Genomic DNA, 21,050 nt, shown 5'->3' with positions numbered 1-21,050 from the left:
ATGTCAACTATATCATTACACGATACACATAACCACGATAACCATGATGATCATGGGCATCACAAAGAGACCTTCTTAACGAAGTATGTCTTTAGTCAGGATCACAAAATGATTGCCAAGCAGTTCCTGATCACGGGTATTATTATGGCTGTGATTGCAATGGGCCTGTCGATCCTGTTTCGTTTGCAACTGGCCTGGCCTGATAAGGATTTCCCGATTCTGGAGACTTTCTTAGGAAAATGGGCTGAAGGAGGACGGATCAAACCGGACTTTTATCTTGCACTCGTTACCATTCATGGTACGATCATGGTGTTCTTTGTATTAACAGCTGGTTTAAGTGGTACATTCAGTAACTTATTGATCCCGCTTCAGATTGGGGCAAGGGATATGGCCTCGCCATTCCTGAACATGCTTTCTTACTGGTTCTTCTTCATGGCCTGTGTGATCATGATGAGCTCATTCTTTATCCAGACAGGACCTGCAAGTGCCGGATGGACGGTTTATCCGCCATTGTCTGCTTTGCCTACTGCAATCAGCGGTTCGGGTTTGGGTATGACACTCTGGTTAATCAGTATGGTACTTTTCGTGGCTTCTTCTTTAATGGGTGGTATCAACTATGTAAGTACGATCTTAAATATGCGTACTAAAGGTATGGACCTGTGGAAAATGCCTTTAACCATCTGGGCGTTTTTCCTGACGGCTGTTCTGGGTATATTGTCATTCCCTGTTCTGGTGGCAGGTGTGGTACTGCTGATCTTTGATAGAAGTTTCGGTACCAGTTTCTACCTTTCTGATATTGTTATGGGTACCCAGATCCTTCCAAATGAAGGCGGATCCCCGATTTTATGGCAACACTTATTCTGGTTCCTGGGTCACCCCGAGGTATATATCGTAATTATGCCGGCGATGGGCTTGTCTTCAGAGATCATGTCTGTAAATGCAAGAAAACCGATCTTCGGTTACCATGCGATGATCTATTCCCTGATCGGTATTACGATTTTATCATTTATCGTATGGGGCCACCACATGTTTGTGACCGGGATGAACCCACTGTTGGGTGGGGTTTTCATGATCACTACACTGATCATAGCAGTACCTTCGGCAGTTAAGACCTTTAACTGGCTGGCTACATTATGGAGGGGTAACATCAGGTTTACACCGGCGATGTTATTTGCCATTGGTATGGTGTCTTTCTTTATTTCTGGTGGTTTAACAGGTATTTTCCTGGGTAATGCTTCTTTGGATATTAACTTACACGATACTTACTTTGTGGTAGCTCACTTCCACCTGGTAATGGGATCTGCGGCTATATTTGGTATGCTTGCAGGTGTATATCACTATTTCCCTAAAATGTTCGGAAGATTGATGAGCAATAAATTGGGATACCTGCATTTCTGGATTACTTTTGCCTGTGCTTACCTGGTATTCTTCCCATTGCACTTCTTAGGTCTTGATGGGGTGCCTCGTCGTTACTATGCCTTTACGGAGTTTGAGTTTATGCACAAATGGGTTACCGTTAATATTTTGGTTACCTGGTCTGCAATTATTGCTGCGCTGGCACAGGTTGCTTTCTTATTCAACTTCTTTTATTCCATCTTTAAAGGCAAAGTCTCTTCACAAAATCCTTGGGAGGCAAATACATTAGAATGGACTACTCCTGTTGAACGTTTACACGGTAACTGGCCTGGAGAGATCCCTACCGTTTACCGTTGGCCTTATGATTACAGTAAGCCAGGTGCAGAAAAGGATTTTATCCCGCAAACTGTTCCGTTCTCACAAACAATGGGCTCGAATATGCCTCATGATTTTGAAGGCAACAGTGAGTCGGAACGCATACAAAGGGAATGGGAAACACAGAACGCTCCCGAAGATGCGCCAAAATTAGATTAGTACGTAGTAGCTATATACAATGGGGTATCTGCAGTAGGTAAGTACTTACAACAGGTACCTCATTTTTTTTAATCAGACACATACCATGGTTCCTAAATCTGAAAAGAGATTTATCAGGCTAAACCTTATCACAATCGTTGTAACCTTACTGCTTATTTTAGCAGGAGGGATCGTACGCAGCACTGGTTCTGGTATGGGCTGTCCGGACTGGCCAAAGTGTTTTGACCGTTATATTCCACCTACTTCTGTATCGCAGCTTCCTCCCGGTTATAAAGAAAAATATGTTGCCGAGCGCCTTGCTAAAAATGAGCGTTTTGCCAAAACACTGGATAAGATGGGCAAGGGGCATCTGGCGGACAGCATCAGGCATGATGAATCTATTCTGATGCCGGAAACGTTTAATGCAGCAAAAACCTGGACAGAATACCTGAACAGATTGATGGGGGCCACAACAGGTTTCCTGTTATTGGGGCTCACTGTACTGTCGTTTACTTATAAGAGTAAAGCAAAAAGGATCATTGTACTGAGTGTGCTGAACCTGGTAGTAGTCGGTTTTCAGGCCTGGCTGGGCTCGATTGTGGTTTCTACCAATCTGATGCCCTGGATTGTTACGATACATATGTTATTTGCATTGGTGATCCTTGGGATCCTGGTTTATACGTATAATTATGCGGTTCAGCTGGATAAGCAGCCAACGGTAATTATGGGTAAACTGCTTTGGCTTAAGGGTTTGATTTTCAGTGCTATTGTATTGACTGTAATACAGATTATACTGGGTACGGAAGTAAGAGAGGCTATAGATGCCATTTCGAAACAGCTGTTGTACAATGCACGCCATAGCTGGGTATCAAAAGTAGGTGAGCTGTTTACTTATCACCGGGATCTGGCCATATTGGTTTTGATCTTAAACGTTGTTATTTATAAGGTTGTTAAGGATAAGTTTAATGGCAGGGCTATTGCTTTGAGGGTTGGCAGTGCTATCGGAATTGTTTTGATCATTCAGCTGGTAACCGGATTATTATTGTCTAACTTTGCGCTCCCACCATATGCACAGGCTATGCATATTTTGTTTTCAACGCTTTTATTTAGCCTACAATATTACTTGTATTTGTTGGTTTACCGAACGGATACGTACAAACAACAGGATTAATTAGATATAAATTGAAACATTTTTTCTCAGATTTCTCTAAACTCATCAAATTCAGGCTTACCTTCCTGGTGGTGTTCTCTGCGTCAATTACTTTTTTGATTGGACAGAAAGCGCAGATCTACAGGGGAGAACTGGCAGGGATCAACTGGGTGAACTGGCTGATATTGGTTGCGGGAGGTTTTTTAGTTACCGGAGCCGCCAATTGCTTTAATGAGATCATAGAGAAAGACCTGGATAAGTTAATGACCCGTACCAGGGACAGGCCAATGCCCGCAGGCAGGATGACTACCGGACAGGGCCTGGTGCTGGGCTTAATTATGGGAATGCTGGGTACCTGGCTTTTGGGTAAACTGAACCTGGAGACGGGTATTTTATCGGTGTTTTCCATTCTGCTGTATGCATTCGCCTATACCCCTTTAAAGCGAAAATCTCCGGTAGCCGTATTTGTTGGCGCAATCCCCGGGGCTTTACCTCCATTATTGGGATACCTGGCCTCATTCGGCAGCGCTACGCATTTTGTGCCGATGGATTATACGATAGCGGGTATTTTATTTTTGGTGCAGTTTGTCTGGCAGTTCCCCCATTTCTGGGCAATTGCATGGGTGCTGGATGATGATTACAGCAAGGCGGGTTTCAGGTTGTTGCCCACCACCAGAAGAGATAAAACAAGTGCTTTTATTACCTTTTTGAGTACTTTGATATTAATCCCGGTTACTTTACTGCCAACGTTTTATGGTTTTGGCGGATACTATATTGGCGGGGTTTCCTTAATTGCAAGTCTTGTTTTTGCATGGCTTGGTTTTAAGTTGTGGATGGATCTGGATCTGGCTAGCGCAAGAAAAGTGATGTTCTGTTCCTTTTTTTACCTGCCACTGGTGCAGTTGGTTTTATTATTTGATTTTTTAGCATAATATTTTAAATGGTACATACATTGAAAGAGCAAGATTTAAAGATGGAGACGGACTTTAATGCAAAACCTAAAAAATTCGTCCTTTGGTTATTCGTGGTTTCCTCAACCATTATGTTTGGAGGCTGGACGAGTTATTATATTGTATTTTCCGCGTCAAAGGGTAAAGGACACGGGCTGGTATTGCCTGATGTTTTTATCTACAGTACCGCTGTATTGGTTGCGAGCAGCATCTGCCTTTTTTTAGCTTCAAGCGCATTGAACAGCGGGAAGACATCGGGCCAGAAATTGTTTTTATGGGCCACATTCGCTTTGGGCTGTGTGTTTGCTTACCTGCAGTTTGATGCCTGGAGTGTCCTGTTCCAGACAGGGGCTGCTATGGTAAACAATAATGCGGCAATTTCCATGATCTACATCGTGTCCGGCTTTCACCTGCTGCATATTTTTGCAGGTTTATGTATTGTATTGAATGCCCTTATCGGGGCTTATAGAGAGATGCCCTTGGCAAAGCGCAAGTACCGGATGGAAATCGCAGCAATATTTTGGCATTTTATAGATATATTATGGATATATCTGTATGTTTTTTTACTTTTGAACAGTTAGATTTTTTAACAAACTATTACTATTTACAAAATGAGTTCATTATCACAATTAGATCAGGTAAAAACTACTCCATGGAGTGGAGGCCGCTCGCCGTGGTCGGTAGAGTACGGCAAAATTATGATGTGGTTTTTTCTGGTTTCTGATGCATTCACATTTTCTTCATTATTGGTTTATTATGGTTCGCAGCGCTTCAGCAAATTTACCTGGCCTGATCCGGATCTGGTTTTCCAATCTGTTCCGGGCTTAGTGGATGGCGGTTATCCGCTTGTATTTGTGGGTATCATGACCTTTATCCTGATCATGAGCTCTGTTACTATGGTATTGGCCGTTGAGGCCGGACACCGGCGCTCTAAAAGAGAGGTGATCTGGTGGATGGTAGCTACCATTATAGGTGGATTGATGTTTCTTGGCTGCCAGGCTGCTGAATGGACACATTTGTTCCATGAAGGTTTTGGATGGGGTAAAATTCCTCCAATGGAAACCTTACACCATTTGTTTACCGGTGAGGTTTCTACGGTATCTGCATTACAATTCTCGAACTTGTTTTTTACCATCACCGGATTTCACGGATTTCACGTATTCAGTGGGGTGATCATTAATATCATCATTTTATGTATGACCATTAATGGAACCTTTGAAAAACGCGGGCACTACTTAATGGTAGAGAAGGTTGGTTTATACTGGCACTTTGTAGACCTTGTTTGGGTATTCGTATTTACATTCTTCTATTTAGTTTAATTTTTCTCAATAAGATATTATGTCAGAATTACATACAGATCACGCGCATGCTGAGCATGCACATGGGGCACATGAAGGCTTAAGCAAAAAGAAAATCTGGCAGGTGTTTGGTATCCTGCTTGCGATTACTGTAATTGAGTTTATCATTGCGCTCTGGGCCATTCCGGGAGGGCACATGTCTCAGCACATTGGCAATTATGTTTACATCATTTTAACCTTGTTTAAAGCATTTTACATTGTAGCCTATTTTATGCACCTTAAATACGAGAAAATCGGGCTACAGCTTTGTGTATCGGTAGTTTTTATCTTTATCCTGTACTTTATTGTACTGATGCTAATTGAAGGCGGATACTTACACCTACACATGCCGTTGGTTTAATGAAGGCCGCTTCCATAAAGAAAGTATTAATCCTGGTCACCATTTTAGCGGTACCAGGATTTTTATATAATTTACTAGTGGAAAAAGGCAAGAACCGTTACAAGCCATTGCCTGTTTTTGGGCCTAAAAAAGTAGCCGGAACTTTCCATTCTGTCCGGGGAAAACAAGTGCCAGATACCATTTATCACCAGATTGGGGATTTTAAACTGTTGAACCAGCAGGGAGATACAGTGACTACAAAGACTTATAGCGGGAAAATAGTGGTTTTAAACTTTTTTTATACCAAAGGTGACACTTACAGTGTTCAATTGGCAAATAAGGCCATGAAGGCATTTACAACTACTTATCACAAGAATAAGGTGCTCAGTTTTGTGGGCTTAAGCATAGACCCCAAACACGATACCCCGGAAGTACTCCACAAGTATGCGGCAACACTTTCTGCAAAGCCCGGTAAATGGGATTTGTTAACCGGAGACAGCACTACCCTCTACAACCTGATCAATAAGGGACTATTTATAGATGCCCATAAAGAGGTACTGAAGGGTGAACCGAAGTTTGTATACAGCAATATGTTTGTTTTACTGGATTATCAGCACCGGATCAGGGGTTATTATGAAGCCAGCAACCAGGAAGCTTTGGCTAAACTGGATGATGAAATTAAGGTATTGATTACCGAAGAACTGAGAAATAACGAAGATGGAAGATAGTGCGTATTAAATATGACAACAAATAACAATTCAGTTGAACAGAAATATAACAAATGGATCATCCTGTTATCCGTTGTTATCCCGCTGGCTGTGGCGGTATTATTTTATGTTAAAATCCCCAATGCAACCCCGCTGCCTTTTTTACCTCCTATTTATGCTACAATAAATGGCTTTACCGCTGTTTTACTGGTTATAGCCGTAATCGCGGTTAAGAACGGAAAATTAAAGTTACATGAAAACTTAATGAAACTTGCCATAGGCTGTTCGTTATTGTTCCTGGTGATGTACATTGCTTATCACATGACAACTCCCTCTACAAAATTTGGTGGAGAAGGGAACATCAAATACCTTTACTATTTCATTTTATTAACACATATCCTTCTGTCCATTGCGATCATACCTTTGGTACTGATTACCTATGTAAGGGCTTTGGCCGAACGCTTTGACAGGCATAAAAAGATCGCTAAGATTACTTTTCCGCTTTGGTTATATGTAGCGGTTACGGGGGTGGTCGTTTACCTGATGATCTCTCCTTACTATATTTTTTAGGTCCTGGTTATTGTTGCTTTTATTGTTTGATCAGTAGGTTACACAATTGCGATTTTCACCAGATACACACTGGTACTAACTATATTGTCCTCTTCTTTGACACTTTTAATTTCTAGCTGGATCATTCAATAGGCTTAACCGGCTTCGGAATTTCCCGTACCTCTACTTTCCCACCGTATAAAAGAATAGGGCAGGATTTTGCAAGCACTAAAGCCTGTTCTATACTTTCTGCCTGAAGAACCAGGTTACTGACCACTTTGAGGTTGCCGGATAAAACCGTTTCTTTTTTGATCAGCTGCTCCTTTCCTGATACCGTGTAGCTTTCTCCCGGAAAAGCGAAGCTCAATACATAAACGCCTTCCGCTTTCCATTGTTCCAGCAATTTCTCCCATAGCGGGCCCACTAATTTTGCCTGTGCGGTACTGTAAGTGTCGGGCACTCTTACCAATAAACTGTACTGTTTCATTTGATCTTTTTGCTGGTGATGATTACTATTTGTCTGGGCATAAATTTTGCCGGCTATGAGTGCGAGGCAAATAAAAGCTGCGAATAAACCTGATTTCATTTATCTTCTTTTTGATACAAATATCAATCTGTTGGTTATCCGGTCATTGTAAAAAATCATTGATTTACCAATACAGGCCCGATTTGAAAAATTCTGTTGGTGTCTGTCCTGTAAAAAGTTTAAAATCCTTATTGAAGTGGGGCTGATCGTAGTAGCCATGTTCAAGTGCAACCTCAGTAAAGGTGGATAGTGCAGGGTTTTGGTCAATAATGGTTTTGATTTTTACTATGGAAGAAAACTGTTTGGGAGTAGCGCCAACCACTTTTCTAAACCGTTTCTCAAAAGCATCATTGCTGATGCATAAACTTTGGGCTAAGTCCTTAATCTTAATTATTCCATGATTGGAATGAATTCTGGCTATAGCTTCTGATACAAGCTTGTCGGGTTTGCTGTGGCGCAGCTTTGAGTATAAAAATTGCTCCACAATGGCAATTTTTGTCAGATCGGTTGTTGCTTCGGTTAAGCCCTCTTCTACAATTGAAATTTCTGATGGCGGGAAGAAGTTGTCTAATGAGATGCTTTCCTCAAATAACGCATGAAGCGGTTGCCTGAAAAATGCCGTTACGCCCGTTTCTTCAAACTGTACAATTAAAGCCGCTGTTTGGGCTGCATAACTGATCAGCCGTACAGATTTTCGCAAACCCGAAAATGTTGCGGCGGGTAAAGCTGTTTTGCCTGTTTCAGTGATGTACGAAATTTGCCCCCTATAACGAAACGCAAGCGCAAATGACGTATTTGGTACAACCCTGTTGATCCGTTCATCCCCGCTCTCTATAATTTTGTAAGCTTTGATGAATGGCCGTAATAATACAGTTGGTGTGTACGTTTTCATTGCAATTTTTTAGGTATTGAAGCCAACCTAAGTTAATAAATTTGGATTGAATACAAAGACTCCGTAAACTTTACCCATTACTCATCTTCTCCCTTTCCCCGGAGATCATGCTGCCTTTGTTCCCAAAAGGCACCTTTTCTCAGAAGCGGGACAGAACCAGCCCATAACCATTGCCTACCAAAGCTGCTAAACTTTCCTTATCTTTGCCCCATGAAAAGGATTGCATTTGTCTTCATTTTTATAGTGCTGTCGGCCATAGCCCTAAGCAATACAGCCAATGCACAATGTGCCATGTGTTCAGTTAACGCAGAACAGAGCGTTAAAAACGGCAATACCCAGGGTAAAGGATTAAATTCCGGAATCCTCTATCTTTTATCGATCCCTTATCTTTTAATTACCGGGATTGGGGTATTATGGTATGTGAAATATCGTAAAAAGTCGGTAAGTTATGGCCAAAACAACTAAGCTTTATGCGCTAGTTAAGGGCAAATGCCCGCATTGCCGTCGTGGCGATATCTTTACCGGAAGTTTATATGGCTTTAATGTACAGCGGACCAATACAGTTTGTCCGCATTGCGGACAACGGTTTGAAATAGAACCAGGTTATTTTTATGCGGCTATGTATGTGAGTTATGCCATGAACTGTGCAGAGATGATCACCTTAGGTGTAGCTACCTATGTATTATCGGGCGGAAACCTTGAGTTTGATTCTCTTTGGCTTTATCTTACGGTAATTTTTACAGGATGTTTACTTTTAGCGCCTTTAAATTATCGCTATTCACGAGTGATTTTATTACATTGGCTTTCACCAAAAATAAAGTATAACGCCTATTACGATAAACCATGATTAAGTCTGAAACATTTGCTTTTATAACCGATGTAGCCCAAAATAACAACAGGGAATGGTTTGCTGAAAACAAAGAAAGGTATGAAGTTGCCAAAGCTGATGTGCTGGCTTTTGTTGAGCAGATCATTCCGGGGCTGGCTGCTACAGACCCTCAGTTTTCTATAGATACCCCTGCTAAAAAATGTTTACTGCGCATTTACAGGGATGTGCGTTTCAGCAAAAATAAAGATCCCTATAAAAATAATTTTGGGATTTCATTTAACGTTAAAGGCAATGATATACATGGTCCGGGTTATTACCTGCACATACAACCTGGGGAATGTTTTTTTGCGGCAGGGTTCTGGATGCCCGAAGCTGCTGTCCTGAAAAAGATCAGGGAAGAAATTGATTACAATGCCACCGAGTTCCTGGAAATCATCAATGATAAAAGCTTTAAAAGTATCTACCACTTAAGCAAAGAGGATACGCTCAAAAATGCACCTAAAGGCTATGAAACAGATCATCCCCAGATCGAATTTTTAAGGTTGAAGAGCTTTATCGCGATTTACCCTTTAAAGGATGAAGACTTTTTAAAACCAGGAATCGTTGATAAGTTGAAAACTGCTTTTGAAAGTGTTTATCCATTTCTCCTATTTTTGAGGAAAGCTGTTGATCAGTAAAATAACCTATATACACACAAATGAAGAAAATCCTTTTATTTTTATTTGCCGGATTGCTGGCCAGTGCTTTCAGTTCCTGCGTGATCCTCTCTCCAAAAAAATACAAGTCTTTGCTGGCCAAACAGGATTCCCTGAACAAGGGCTGGAATGAATCGCAGTTGATGAACGAGAACCTGGAGGGCCTGATTGCTAAGCTCAGAAAAGATACTACCGGACTGAGCAGCGCATTGAATGACATGAAAGGCAGGTATTCAGAAATGGACAACAACTATTCAAAGCTGCGCAGCAACAGCTCTACGGAGATCAACAAGTTGTCTGCCGATCTGAAAAAGCGCGAACAAAGGCTAAAAGAAGTAGAAGAGATTTTGCGTAAAAGAGATGAGGCAACCAATAAGCTTAAAGAAAAGCTGCAGCAGGCCCTGCTTGGATTTACCCAGAGTGGTTTAACGGTAGAGATTAAAAACGGTAAGGTATACGTTTCTTTAACCGATAAGTTACTGTTCCCTTCGGGAAGTATCATTATCGATGAAAAAGGCAAACAGGCCTTAACGCAGCTGGCCAATGTACTGAAACAACAGCCGGAAATAAATATTGCGGTTGAGGGGCATACCGATTCCCAGAAGATCACCAATCTTGGGCAGATCAAAGACAACTGGGACCTGAGTGTATTGAGGTCTACCTCAGTGGTGAGGTTCCTGACAGAGATCTGTAAAGTACAACCCGTTAGAATGACGGCTACAGGCAAAGGAGAGTACCAGCCACTTGGGCCAAATACCAGTGCCGAAAGCCGCAGTAAAAACAGAAGAATTGAAATTGTACTTTCTCCGAAACTGGATGAACTGTACGATTTAATCAAACAGTAAAACTGCCATTGACTTACAGATGGGCCGGTGAAGTTTTTAAAGCTTTTCACCGGCCCATTTTTGTTTTATCTGATTTGTTTTCTTATATTCGGGTACGTAACCAATCAACATGACCAGATCTACGTATGCTGATTTAAGTGACAGGCAATTGCTGGATTTATTACAGGAAGGTAATGAACAGGCCCTGGCTGAAATATATGAGCGCTACTGGTCTAAATTATATTTACAGGCTTACAATGTCATCAGGGACCGGCAGGTCTCGGAAGATATTGTCCAGGAAGTAATTGTACAGTTGTGGATCAGAAGGGCCGTAAATAAAATCGATTCCTTAAAAGCATACCTCTATACCTGTATAAAATACCAGGTCTTTAAGGCCCTGCCACTGAAAAAGAAGGTTGTAGCGATTCCATACGCTTTCTCTGTTGTAAACGATACCGATAGCCCGCTGATCATGAAAGATCTTCAGCACCTGCTGGACAATGCGGTGGCACAATTGCCTGTAAAATGCCGGGATGTATTTAACCTGAGCAGAAAAGACCATCTTTCTACCAAAGAAGTAGCCATGCGCCTGGGAATCACTCCAAAAACAGTTGAAAACCAGCTGACAATTGCATTAAGGCGCATCAGGTTTGCACTGGATAAAGTGCTGTTGCTTGTCCTGGCCATTTGTGGTGCCAGCCTGTAACAATTTCCTCCATCAGTTGTAAAAATATTTTAATTCTCTTTTGGGGGTACAGCCCATTATTTAGTACTTACAATAATAACCATGAACAGAACCGAATTTGAGCATTTAGTGAAAAAGTTTCTTGAGGGCGCGATCAGTCCCGAAGAAGAGCAGCTTTTATCTGCCTATTACGATAGTTTGCAGCAAAGTGATATTTCCTGGGATGAACACAAGATGGGCCTGAAGGAAGAGGTAAAAACGGAACTCTATCGCAGGGCATTAAACGAAATTGCTGCTTATGAAGGATTGCCGGAAAAAAAGAGTATCCTGTTGAGGCTTTTTAACTGGCGCGTTGCGGCAGCACTGTTGCCACTGATCGCCATTGCCCTATTTTTTTTTATGAAAGAACCGGCCAGACAAATTACAAAAAATAACAAGCCTGCTATTGAGGATGTGGTACCCGGCAGGAACAGGGCGGTGCTTACGCTGGCCGATGGGTCGGAAGTGGACCTTGATGATAGCGGCGATGGCGTTATTGGCACACAGGGGAATGTTATCATTGATAAAAGCAAAGACGGACAACTCATTTATCGCTTTAAAGCAAATAACGATAAAGATATGCAGGGTAAACTGACTTACAATACGATCAGGACTCCGCAAGGGGGACAATACCAGCTGGTGCTTTCTGACGATAGCCGGGTTTGGCTGAATGCCGGGTCTTCTATTGAGTTCCCTACAGTTTTTTCTGGTGCAGAAAGGCGCGTAACTGTTAGGGGTGAAGCTTATTTTGAAGTCGCAAAGGATAAAAAGCGTCCTTTCAGGGTATCAACAGATCAGCAGTTGATAGAAGTTTTGGGCACCCATTTTAATGTTAATGCTTATAGCGATGAGGATGAAGTGAAAACAACACTGCTGGAAGGTGCTGTAAAGATCGTTTATGGCGGTAACTTAAGCCGCGTCATTAAGCCCGGGCAGCAGGCCCGTCTGTCTGGCAGCAAGGGCATTATGGATGTTGTAAAAGTGGATACAGAAGAGGCCGTGTCCTGGAAAAACGGATATTTTTTGTTTGACAATGAAGATATTCATAGTGTGATGCGTAAGATATCGCGCTGGTATAATGTGGAAGTCGTTTTTTTAAATGATCAGCTCAATGAAAGATTCGGAGGTTCGGTGTCGAAATTCGAAAACGTATCGCAGGTGCTTAAAATACTGGAAGTAACAGGAACCGTTCATTTTAAAATTGAAGGAAGGAGAATAACCGTTATGCAATGAAAAATATACGCTAAAAACCTGGGAAAAAAACAGGGGCGGTTGCAACGCCCCTGCTGAATTGAGTTCCCATTAACCTAAGCATTAGTAATTACAAACTCAAACTATTCAAATGTATGAAATTTAACTTATTACACCTATCGGGTGAAGGCTTGCCCGTGTACCATAAATTTCTTTTAGTGATGAAACTTACAATGATCTTATTCCTGGCCGCATTTATGCATGTACATGCAGCTGGTATTGCTCAGAAAATCACTTTGCTTAAAAAAGATGTACCACTTACCCAAGTGCTGAAAGCCATAAGACAGCAGAGCGGATATAATTTTGTCTACAACCAGAAGAGTTTAAAAAACGCCAGGAATGTGAGCATCAATGTAACAGCTGTTAACATTGAAGAAGCACTGAGGTTAAGCTTTGCTGAACAGCCCTTTACATATGAGGTGCTGATGAAGACCGTAATTATCAAACCGCTTAAAATGAGTGATACTGAAGCGGCTGATGTCAAAGTTTCCGGCCTGGTTACCGATACAGAGAATAATCCCTTACCGGGCGTTAGCGTGAAATTAAAGGGCAGTAATACCGGTGTGTCTACAGATCCCTCAGGACGGTACCTGATCAGCGCTCCGGAAAAAGGCATTTTGACATTTTCTTTTGTAGGTTTTGTAACGCAGGAGGTTGCCATAAATAACCGTACCAGTATCAATATAAAGCTGCAGGAAGACTCAACATCACTTGACGAGCTGGTAGTTGTAGGTTATGGTGCTGTCAAAAAAAGCTCGCTTACCGGGGCCGTATCTAAAATAGAGAACAAGAACCTGGACCAGATTCCGGCCGGACGCTTCGAAACAGCCATAGTTGGACGCATGTCGGGCATCAATATCTCGACCACACGGAGCAGGCCTGGAGAGGCACCTATTATCCGCATCAGGGGAGCATCTTCGCTGGATGCCGGAAACGATCCCTTAGTTGTGATCGATGGTTTTCCGGGAGGTAGCCTGGATAATGTGAATATGAATGATGTAGAGTCGATGGAGGTGTTGAAAGATGCTTCTTCAGCTGCAATTTATGGGTCAAGGGGATCCGGAGGGGTAATTATCATTACCACCAAAAAAGGAAAGACGGGGAAACCAAAACTAAATTTTAATGCTTATACAGGGCTTGCGAAGGCAAGAGGGCATGATGACTGGATAAGTGGTCAGGAATATTATGATTATGTAGTACGGTATCAGAACAGGGAATATGTATGGGCCGGAGGTGACCCTACTATCCCGGTATGGGATGATGCCCGCCGGCCGGCAGCATACCAGGTAAATCCCGTGATCAAGATCGGTAATGTGAACTGGCAGAACGAGGTATTGCAGACTGCTCCTATACAAAATTATAACCTGTCGGTTTCCGGCGGTACGGAAAATGTTAAGTATTACGTGTCGGGCACATTTAAAGACGAGCAGGGAACGATTAAAAATACATCATATACCAGCTATGCCGTTCGTGCCAACGTGGACCTGAAAATAAACAATGCCATAACTACAGGCTTTATGCTGAGCCCGAACTATAATAAACGCAGGAACCTGGGGCTGGGTATTGAAGCCATGGTAAAATATCCGCCCTTTGTGGCGGTAAAGAATCCCGATGGGACTTATCCAAAAGCTAAGGATTACTGGGGCGTTGTCGTGAGCGGAGGGATAAATCCCATGGCGGTATTAGATGCGACCAAGAATTATACCAATGCAATGAACAATGTGGGTGAGATATATGTGGGTTTGGATATATTAAAGGGACTAAAATTAAGGTCTTCGGTGGGGGGCAATATCACCTACACGACAAATGATGTGTACCAGGCCCGGTATGGCAATGCCGCAAATGCTGCAAGCGGATCGGCAGCAGACGCCAGGAACTTTAACCTGATCAACGAAAATGTACTGAGTTACAACACGAGTTTCAATGATGCACATCATTTAAGTGGAATATTAGGTGCTTCTTATCAGAAATCCAGCACGCGCACTACGGCGATGGGTATAGTTGCGGGAAGTTACAGCAACGATGTCATAGAAACGCTGAACAATGCGGTTATTTCCCCAACCCTGACCCGGACACTCAAAAGCAGCTGGGGGCTGGCATCTTATTTTGGCCGGTTGAATTATGATTTTAAAGAGAAATATTTGTTTGCAGCCTCTATCCGTACTGATGGCAGTTCCAGATTTGCCCCGAACAACAAATGGGGCTTTTTTCCCTCAGCTTCGATTGCCTGGCGTGTTTCAGAGGAAGACTTCCTTAAAGGCAACAAAGTGATCAGCAATTTAAAACTGCGCAGCAGCTATGGGGTAACCGGTAATTTCAACATTCCCGACTTTGCCTATTTAGGGGTTATCAATGATGTATATTATGCGCCTGATGGTGTGCTTGCCAAAGGACAGGCACAGACTACTTTTGGTAATAAAGACCTGAGATGGGAAGAGAACAAAAGTTACGATGTAGGCATGGAACTGGGGCTGCTCAATAACCGGATCAACCTGGTTGTTGATTACTATAATAAAAACACGAGTGATTTATTATACCTGGAATCTGTGCCAGCTACGCTCGGGTTCACTACCTCTTTGAGGAATACGGGAGAAGTGAACAACAGGGGGATAGAACTTGAACTCAATACCAAGAATTTAACCGGTGCTTTTAAATGGGAAACTTCTTTTAACCTGACCAGGAACCGGAATAAGGTAGTGAACCTGGGTGGGGTAAACGAAAGAATAAATACCGATACTTTTGGAATGAGCTGGATATTGCGGGTAGGTGAGCCGATGTTCTCTTATTACGGTTTTAAAGCTATCGGAGTATTACAGGATGCCAGTGAGGTAGCAAACTCTGCGGTTTTAGCAGGTTCCCTGCCAGGAAACACCAAATATGAAGATGTGGTTAAAGACGGGGTGATCAACTCTTCCGACCGGGTTGTTTTAGGTAGTTTTCAACCTAAACTGTTTATGGGCATGGTCAACGATTTTTCATGGAATAATTTTGACCTGAGTGTGGTTATGCAGGCCTCGTTCGGCGCCAAAATGTACAATTTTGAAAATGAATATTATCAGGGCGCACTTGCCGGTGCCATGCGCCGCTCTTTGGTAGAAACCCAATGGTGGTCGGCTGCTGAACCCGGCGATGGCAGGATGCCTGGCGCTGCTTTAAGTAAACTGACCTGGCAGGCCAATTCGGATATTTATATTGAAGATGCATCTTTTTTAGCGGTAAGAAACCTGAACCTGGGCTATACGCTCCCCAAAAAGATTGCTGAAAAACTGCGCATGCAAAACTGCCGGATCTATACATCGGTAAGCAACCTGTTTATGCTGACAAAAGATGGCTTTCATGGCTATAACCCCGAGGGCTATACAATGGGCGAGATCAATGGCCTGGGTAGCAGACCGGGATATAATGGTGGTTCTGAGCCAATAAACAGGATTTATACGCTGGGTTTGAACGTGAACTTTTAATTGCCAACATCATGAAAAGAAACATATATATTGGAATGAGCATCGTATGGCTTGCTTTAAGCACCGTTGCCTGTAATAAAGAACTTACCGAAATTACTCCGGATTCGTCATTGACTACAACAGATTATTACAAGACTGCCAAAGACATTGATCTGGCTGTACTGGGGGTTTACAGCAGCTATCAGACCAGAAAACCAACGGATTATATCCTGTTGGAATTACCTGCCGATAACCTTTACCGGACAACCTATACCCTGTCTGCAGGTGCGGATGATGTAGATAACATGGCCATCACATCGGCAAACCCATTGTTTGGCAATTTCTGGGAAGCCAGTTACGGCGGTATATTCAGGGCCAATGCTGTACTGGCCAATATTGATAATCCTACGGATTATAAGGCAAAGCAAAAAGACCAGTTTACTGGAGAGGCCAAATTTATGCGTGCACTTTACTATTTTGATATGGTAAGGTTGTTTGGAGGTGTGCCAAAAGTAACCAAACTGCTGACTATTGAAGAAGCCAAATCATTACCAAGGGCAACAAAAGAAGAGATCTATGAGCTGATCATCAGCGATCTCAAAGACGCGTTGACGGCATTACCACCAAAAGCCGATATGGCAAAAGGAAGAGTGAGTAATGGTGTAGCGGCGGCTTTGCTGGGGAAAGTTTATGTTTATTTAAAGGATTGGGCCAATGCCAAACTTTATTTAGATATGGTACCCGGGTATGGTTACACGCTGCAAACGGATTTTGCTTCCCTGTGGAAACTGGAAAATGAAGACAATGCCGAGATCATTTTTGCCATTAAATATATAGAGGGTACAAATGGCCATGGCCTGAGCACTGCATTTTTGCCATTTCCCGGAAAAGCAAATATTGCATCTGCAGGCCTGGAATCGGTATTTCCATCCTGGGATTTGCATAAGCTTTATGAAACCGGCGACACCAGGAAGGCTGCATCCATTACAGAGTTTTACAAAACACCTACACCGGCAAATTCACCTACCATATGGTTTCCCCATGTGAGTAAATATGAAGTAAAGCATACCGTAGGCTCATCAGGAATAGACCTGCCTGTTTTGCGGTATGCAGATGTTGTTTTACTGATGGCAGAAGTGCAGTATGGGCTAAACCATCCCGACCTGGCCCTGATAGAGCTCAATAGGATCAGAGCGCGTGCCTTCGGAAATGTCTCAAAAAATTATACGCAGGCAGATATTGCAACTCCGGAGACCTTTACGGATAAAATTTTACTGGAACGCCGCCTGGAATTTGCTTTTGAAAATGAAAGATGGTTTGACCTGGTAAGGACCGGAAGGCTGCTTACCGAGCTGGCTTTTGAGGAACGCGGCTATAACCCGGCAACCCAGACGGCACTTAAATTTACGCTGCAGACCAAACCGAATTATGTGCTGTTCCCAATACCTCAGCGGCAGATAGAAGTGTATAATCCTGGGGTGCTGCAGCAGAACAAAGATTATTAATGCTAAACCATGATCAAATACTTTATTCATTTTTAACCCCAAATTATTGAAATGTATGAAATTTTATCTAATACACTTATCGGGTGAAAGGTCTCCCGTATACCGTAAATTTCTTTTAGTGATGAAACTGACAATGATTTTATTTCTGACCGCGTTTATGCATGTACATGCAGCGGGCTATGGGCAAAAAATCACTTTGTTTAAAAAAGATGTGCCGCTTACCCAGGTATTGAAGGCCATCAGACAGCAGAGCGGATACAACTTTGTGTACAATCAGAAGAGTTTAAAGGCCGCAAAGAACGTGAACATCAATGTCAGGGAGGTTGACATTGAAGAAGCCCTCAAATTAAGCTTTGCTGACCAGCCCTTTACTTATGAGGTGCTGATGAACACCGTGATTATCAAACCTTTTAAAAGCGGGGCTGTAGTGGTTGCCGACATCAGGGTATCGGGAACGGTTACCGATGCAGCAGGCGGTCCTTTACCTGGGGTGAGCATCAAGGTAAAGGGAAGTACTGCAGGCGTATCAACTGATCCTTCCGGTAAATATCAGATCAATGCGCCTGCAGATGGAACGCTTGTGTTCTCTTTTGTTGGGTTTACCACAAAGGAAATTGCGGTAAACAATCAAAGTACCATTAATGTGAAGATGGAGGAAAGCTCGGGTGAGCTGACGGAAGTAGTGGTTACCGCCCTTGGATTGACCCGCCAGAAAAAAACACTGACCTACAGCACACAGAGTGTAAGTACCAAAGAACTTACACAAAGCCGCGATCTGAATGTGGTGAATGCACTGCAGGGCAAGGTAGCAGGTTTAAACATCGGGTCGGGATCGAGCGGCGTAGGTGCTGCGGCCCGGGTGATACTGAGGGGAAACCGGTCTATAAATGGCAATAGCCAACCCCTGTACGTAATAGACGGGGTACCTGTACGGGGGAATCCGGCAGATCTGAACCCGGATAATATTGCTGCCATTAACGTACTTAAGGGTGCGAATGCTGCGGCACTGTATGGCAGTTCCGGACAAAACGGGGTAATCATTATAGAAACCAAAAAAGGCAGACAGGGTCAAAAATCTGCTGATATCAGCTTGAGTACAACTTATATGGGCCAGGAACCGATCCAGTCTATCCCTTTTCAGTATGAGTACGGGCAGGGAGCAGGTGGCATATATAACCGCTCTTCAGAAGAGTCCTGGGGCCCGGCGCTTGATGGTACTTTGGTGACTACCTGGTCTTTGGATCCGCAGAAAGCAGGCAGTACTTACCCGTTTCTTGGGCAGAAAAATGTGCGGGAAGGGATTTTTCAGACCGGCCATAATTCGGCAACCAATCTTTCTGTCGCCACTTCAGGCGAAAAAACCCAGACCGCTTTTAATTATACCTATACAGATGCTACGGGTATTATACCAAATAATGCTTTGCAGCGGCATAACATTACGGTAAGAATGACAAACCAGCTGTCTAAAAGGTTAAGCCTGGACAGCAAACTGGATTACGCAAAACAGAATATCGACAACAGATTGGATGAAGGAGAATCAAGTTACAACCCCATCCGGCAGATTTATACCATGCCCCCAAATATACGGCAGGAAGATGTAGAGGATTTTGAATACGTTGATCCTTCTCTGGGTGTAACCAAACAGGACTACTGGGCGCCAGGCTCGGTTACCAGTGCCAACCCCTACTGGGCACTGTACCGTAATTTACGCTACAATAAATCTGATCGCGTCATTGCACTGGCCTCGCTTTCCTACCTGTTTACAGATGACCTTAAGCTGATGCTCCGGGGTTCGTATGATGGTGAAACTACCGGTAATGAGGAGAAATCATATTACGGAACCTACCGAGATCCCTTGGGGCGCTATGCTTTAGGTGCCGGAAATTCTCAACAGACCATTGGCGATTTTCTGCTCAGTTATACCAAAAAACTTCATGCCAACTGGTCGGTACAGGCCAATTTTGGTGGGGAGATCAGAAGTAACAAAAGCGGTTCGGTTACTGCTTCGACAGGTGCCGGTTTGAATGTGCCCAACCTGTTCGCACTGAGCAATACCAGCTTGCCCACCGCGGTGAATACTTTGAGTAAATTTGAAACACAGTCGCTTTATGCCAATGCACAATTTGGCTGGAAAGACCTGCTCTTTTTAGACCTGAGTGCGCGCAATGACTGGAACTCTACGCTACCAGCAGCCGACAGGTCTTATTTCTATCCGTCGGCAGGTGTTAGTGCCATCATTTCCGAAATGCTGAAACTACCAGAGGCTATTTCCTACCTGAAGTTAAGGGGATCATGGGCGCAGGTAGGCAATGGGGCGCCGCCTTATCAGTTGCAGCGTTACGGGACAGGAATGGCCGGAGGTCCGCTTGGGTATATCCTGTTGAATTCTGTATTGCCAAATACCAAGTTGAGGCCTGAAAAAACGACTTCAACAGAGTTGGGACTAGAGATGAGCATGTTTAACAGCCGGGTTGGTCTGGACCTTACTTTGTATAAAACCAATACAAACGACCAGTTGTTTCCGCAGGCCTTACCTGTTGGCTCCGGTGCGGCCAGTTTTTTTACCAACGGGGGTGATGTACAAAATAAAGGCATAGAAGTGATCTTAACCACAACCCCGGTAAAATCCGGTGACTTTACCTGGAACCTGAATTTTAATTATGCGATAAATGAAAATATCGTAAAGGAACTGTCAGACGATATCCCGAGGCTGGTAGTTGGCAGCGACTCCTATATGCGTGAATTTGTTTTAGAAGAAGGGAAACCTTTCGGACTGATCTATGGCAAGGGCTATATGCGCAATGCCCAGGGAAATGTACTGATCGCAGCAAATGGCCTGCCGCAGTTTACCGCAGGAAGGACCGTATTGCTGGGCAATATCAATCCTAAATGGACAGGTGGACTATCCACATCTTTGTCTTACAAAAACTGGACTGCCAATTTTGTGATCTCACATAAACAGGGTGGGGTTGTCGCTTCATTTACCGATGCCATTTTGTATGGAAACGGACTTGTTGAGGAAACCCTGCAGGGTAGGCAAGGCGGATTGATCTTTGGACAGAATATTTTTACAGACATTACTGCAGTAAAAGCGAGCGATGGCACACCCAATAACATACCCGTAAATGCGGAGACCTTGTGGAAAGGCATGGGCTCGAGGACAGCACCCGTGGGAGAGGTTTTTAGCAGAAGTGCTACCAATACCCGTTTAAGGGAAATGAGCATTGGTTACAAGCTGCCGCAATCCTTATTTAAACGCCTGCCGTTTTCTGCAGTAGAAATTTCTGTGGTAGGCCGTAACCTATTCTTTTTATACAGAAAAGATTCAAATATAGACCCTGATTTTACCCAAGGTATAGAAACGATATCTGAAGGCTTCCAGTCGTTCGCTCCACCCACTACCCGTTCCTTCGGGGCAAACCTGAGAATTAACTTTTAAGTCAAATGTTATCCTTAAAATTT

At 43.2% G+C, this 21,050-nt stretch carries 19 protein-coding genes; 17 read left to right on the top strand and 2 right to left on the bottom strand.

Annotated features, from left to right (window positions below; all coding sequences use genetic code 11):
• From R2Q85_RS15665 to R2Q85_RS15630, 8 genes are all read left to right on the top strand, one after another.
• The gene (locus R2Q85_RS15665; RefSeq protein ID WP_316812743.1) at positions 1-1,890 is read left to right on the top strand and encodes a cbb3-type cytochrome c oxidase subunit I; all 1,890 of its coding nucleotides are present in this window, start codon (positions 1-3) and stop codon (positions 1,888-1,890) included.
• Between the two features lie 85 nt (positions 1,891-1,975).
• Positions 1,976-3,040, top strand: coding sequence for a COX15/CtaA family protein (locus tag R2Q85_RS15660; protein WP_316812742.1), 1,065 nt, complete (start codon positions 1,976-1,978; stop codon positions 3,038-3,040).
• An 11-nt stretch (positions 3,041-3,051) separates the two neighbouring features.
• Positions 3,052-3,951, top strand: a complete 900-nt coding sequence (gene cyoE, locus R2Q85_RS15655; RefSeq protein ID WP_316812741.1) for a heme o synthase — start codon at positions 3,052-3,054, stop codon at positions 3,949-3,951.
• A gap of 20 nt (positions 3,952-3,971) precedes the next feature.
• Positions 3,972-4,550, top strand: a complete 579-nt coding sequence (locus tag R2Q85_RS15650) for a cytochrome c oxidase subunit 3 (protein ID WP_316812740.1) — start codon at positions 3,972-3,974, stop codon at positions 4,548-4,550.
• Between the two features lie 30 nt (positions 4,551-4,580).
• Entirely contained in the window at positions 4,581-5,288 is a 708-nt protein-coding gene (locus R2Q85_RS15645) for a cytochrome c oxidase subunit 3 (protein WP_316812739.1), read from the top strand.
• Between the two features lie 19 nt (positions 5,289-5,307).
• The gene (locus tag R2Q85_RS15640; protein WP_316812738.1) at positions 5,308-5,667 is read left to right on the top strand and encodes a cytochrome C oxidase subunit IV family protein; all 360 of its coding nucleotides are present in this window, start codon (positions 5,308-5,310) and stop codon (positions 5,665-5,667) included.
• A complete protein-coding gene (locus tag R2Q85_RS15635; protein WP_316812737.1) occupies positions 5,667-6,374 on the top strand; it encodes an SCO family protein in 708 nt (235 codons plus the stop codon). Before R2Q85_RS15640 ends, R2Q85_RS15635 begins: the two co-directional genes overlap by 1 nt.
• 12 nt (positions 6,375-6,386) lie before the next feature.
• Positions 6,387-6,923: a DUF420 domain-containing protein gene (locus R2Q85_RS15630; RefSeq protein ID WP_316812736.1), complete on the top strand. Its 537-nt coding sequence runs from the start codon at positions 6,387-6,389 to the stop codon at positions 6,921-6,923.
• A gap of 121 nt (positions 6,924-7,044) precedes the next feature.
• On the opposite strand, the gene R2Q85_RS15625 is transcribed toward R2Q85_RS15630, so the two are convergent.
• Together R2Q85_RS15625 and R2Q85_RS15620 are read right to left on the bottom strand one after the other, a co-directional pair.
• On the bottom strand, positions 7,045-7,488 hold the full coding sequence (locus tag R2Q85_RS15625) for a hypothetical protein (RefSeq protein ID WP_316812735.1): 444 nt from the start codon (positions 7,486-7,488) through the stop codon (positions 7,045-7,047).
• Positions 7,489-7,552: 64 nt separating this feature from the next.
• Complete coding sequence (locus tag R2Q85_RS15620) at positions 7,553-8,320, bottom strand: helix-turn-helix transcriptional regulator (protein WP_316812734.1); 768 nt, start codon at positions 8,318-8,320, stop codon at positions 7,553-7,555.
• A 210-nt stretch (positions 8,321-8,530) separates the two neighbouring features.
• On the opposite strand from R2Q85_RS15620, the gene R2Q85_RS15615 reads away from it, so the two are divergent.
• The 9 genes from R2Q85_RS15615 (at position 8,531) to R2Q85_RS15575 (ending at position 21,027) form a co-directional block, all read left to right on the top strand.
• Positions 8,531-8,785 carry a hypothetical protein gene (locus R2Q85_RS15615; RefSeq protein ID WP_316812733.1) on the top strand — a complete coding sequence of 85 codons (255 nt, stop codon included), beginning with the start codon at positions 8,531-8,533 and terminating at the stop codon, positions 8,783-8,785.
• Positions 8,769-9,167, top strand: a complete 399-nt coding sequence (locus tag R2Q85_RS15610) for a DUF983 domain-containing protein (RefSeq protein WP_316812732.1) — start codon at positions 8,769-8,771, stop codon at positions 9,165-9,167. The genes R2Q85_RS15615 and R2Q85_RS15610 overlap by 17 nt, the downstream gene beginning before the upstream one ends.
• The gene (locus R2Q85_RS15605; protein WP_316812731.1) at positions 9,164-9,826 is read left to right on the top strand and encodes a DUF2461 domain-containing protein; all 663 of its coding nucleotides are present in this window, start codon (positions 9,164-9,166) and stop codon (positions 9,824-9,826) included. Before R2Q85_RS15610 ends, R2Q85_RS15605 begins: the two co-directional genes overlap by 4 nt.
• 20 nt (positions 9,827-9,846) lie before the next feature.
• On the top strand, positions 9,847-10,689 hold the full coding sequence (locus tag R2Q85_RS15600; RefSeq protein WP_316812730.1) for a flagellar motor protein MotB: 843 nt from the start codon (positions 9,847-9,849) through the stop codon (positions 10,687-10,689).
• A gap of 109 nt (positions 10,690-10,798) precedes the next feature.
• Positions 10,799-11,374, top strand: coding sequence for a sigma-70 family RNA polymerase sigma factor (locus R2Q85_RS15595; protein ID WP_316812729.1), 576 nt, complete (start codon positions 10,799-10,801; stop codon positions 11,372-11,374).
• A gap of 81 nt (positions 11,375-11,455) precedes the next feature.
• Positions 11,456-12,625 carry a FecR family protein gene (locus tag R2Q85_RS15590; RefSeq protein WP_316812728.1) on the top strand — a complete coding sequence of 390 codons (1,170 nt, stop codon included), beginning with the start codon at positions 11,456-11,458 and terminating at the stop codon, positions 12,623-12,625.
• 113 nt (positions 12,626-12,738) lie between these two features.
• Complete coding sequence (locus R2Q85_RS15585) at positions 12,739-16,104, top strand: TonB-dependent receptor (protein WP_316812727.1); 3,366 nt, start codon at positions 12,739-12,741, stop codon at positions 16,102-16,104.
• 11 nt (positions 16,105-16,115) lie between these two features.
• Positions 16,116-17,588 (top strand): RagB/SusD family nutrient uptake outer membrane protein, encoded by a 1,473-nt coding sequence (locus tag R2Q85_RS15580; protein ID WP_316812726.1) that lies wholly within the window; start codon positions 16,116-16,118, stop codon positions 17,586-17,588.
• Between the two features lie 55 nt (positions 17,589-17,643).
• Positions 17,644-21,027, top strand: coding sequence for a SusC/RagA family TonB-linked outer membrane protein (locus tag R2Q85_RS15575; protein ID WP_316812725.1), 3,384 nt, complete (start codon positions 17,644-17,646; stop codon positions 21,025-21,027).
• Positions 21,028-21,050 lie beyond the last annotated feature (23 nt).

Origin of the sequence: Pedobacter heparinus, assembly GCF_032678725.1 — a bacterium.
Taxonomy (GTDB): domain Bacteria; phylum Bacteroidota; class Bacteroidia; order Sphingobacteriales; family Sphingobacteriaceae; genus Pedobacter; species Pedobacter heparinus_A.
Note: the sequence above shows the minus strand (reverse complement) of the source record. Positions and strands in the feature narration are given on the sequence as shown.